The organism is Streptomyces zhaozhouensis, assembly GCF_900230195.1.
GTDB lineage: Bacteria > Actinomycetota > Actinomycetes > Streptomycetales > Streptomycetaceae > Streptomyces > Streptomyces zhaozhouensis.
This window is the reverse complement of record NZ_OCNE01000059.1, coordinates 1-1653: the sequence shown is the minus strand read 5'-3', so window position 1 is coordinate 1653 and position 1653 is coordinate 1. Positions and strand designations below refer to the sequence as shown.

The following is a 1653-nucleotide window of genomic DNA, read 5'->3' as shown; positions in this document are numbered from 1 at the left end:
GCTGGTCAGGTCCGTGGCACGGTCCGCTTCGCCGACAGTGTCGCCACCTTGAGGGCGCAGGGCGTCACCACCCTGGTCGAGGTCGGGCCCAAGCCGGCCCTGACGCCTTTGATCGGTGACGCCGTCCCGACCCAGCGCAAGGACAATGCCGAGACCGCCAACCTCCTACGAGCCCTTGGCACCCTCCACACCCAGGGACACGACATCACCTGGGAAACCACCTTCACCCACCTCGCCCCCCAGACCGTCGACCTGCCCACCTACGCCTTCCAACACAAGCGCTACTGGCTGGACGCCAACACGTCGGGCGACCCGGCTTCGATCGGGCTGCGGGCGGCCGGGCACCCGATGCTGAGTGCGACCGTCTCTCTCGCCGACTCCGAGGGCATGGTCTTCACCGGCCGGCTGGCCCCGCGTTCCCACCCGTGGCTCGCCGACCACGCCGTGATGGGCACCGTGCTGCTGCCCGGCACCGGTTTCGTCGAACTCGCTATCCGGGCGGGTGACGAGGTCGGCTGCCCGGTCGTTGACGAACTCACCATCGAGGCGCCCCTGGTCTTCTCCCAGCGCGACGGCGTCATGCTTCAGGTGGTGCTCGGCTCGCCCGACGCCTCCGGAGGCCGCTCCGTCGCCATCTACTCGCGCGATGACGACGCCGCAGCCGACCAGCCGTGGCTCCGTCACGCCAGTGGTGTGCTGGTGCCGACGTTGACCAAACCGGACGAGACGCTCACGGCCGCCGACCTCACAGTCTGGCCCCCGAAGGGCGCGACCCCGCTGAAGGTCGACGGCCTCTACGAGCGCCTGGTCGAACAGGGCTTTGCCTACGGTCCGTCCTTTCAGGGGCTGCGTGCCGCTTGGCGACTCGGTGACGACCTCTTCGCCGACATCGTGCTTCCGCCCGAGGCGGGGAACGACGCCCGTGCCTTCGGCGTTCACCCTGCTCTGCTGGACGCCGCCCTCCAGACCCGCTTCCTGGACGGTGCCGGCGAGGGTGACGGCATCGGGGACACCGCGATCCCGTTCTCGTGGAACCGGGTGACCCTCCATGCCGCAGGCGCCAGCTCGGTCCGGGTGCGCGTGTCGCCGTATGGCGAGGGCCTGCGGATGCTGGTGGCCGACGGTGCCGGGGCGCCCGTCGTCACGGTGGAGTCGCTGCTCGCCCGCCCCGTCTCCGCCGAGCAGCTGAGTGCCTTCAGCGGGAGCCAGGAGTCGCTCTACCGCGTGGAGTGGGTTTCCGTTCCGGAGCCTGTGGGTGCTGGTGTGGGTGTTGATGGGGATGTTGATGGGGGTGTGGTTGTTCATCGTGCGGTGGCTTCTGGTGTGGGTGTGGGTGTTGGTGGGGGTGGTGTTCCTGGGGTGTTGCGTGAGGTGGCGTCGGGGGTGTTGGGGGCGTTGCGGGGTTGTGGTGAGGAGGGTCGTGTGGTGGTGGTGACGCGGGGTGCGGTGGATGTTGAGGGTGAGGGTGTGGGGGATGTGGTGGGGGCGGCTGTGTGGGGGTTGGTGCGGTCGGCGCAGGCGGAGATGCCTGGTCGGTTTGTGGTGGTGGATGCGGGGGCGGATGACGAGGTGGATGTTGGTGCGGTGGTGGGGTTGGGTGAGCCTGAGGTGGCGGTGCGTGGGGGGCGGTGGTTTGTTCCGCGTGTGGCTCGG

General features: G+C 69.4%; 1 protein-coding gene. It reads left to right on the top strand.

Translation table 11 applies throughout. The features are described from left to right. Positions 1 to 1653, top strand: a 1653-nt coding sequence (locus CRP51_RS27960) for a SpnB-like Rossmann fold domain-containing protein (RefSeq protein ID WP_170970711.1), incomplete at both ends; no start/stop codon positions are given.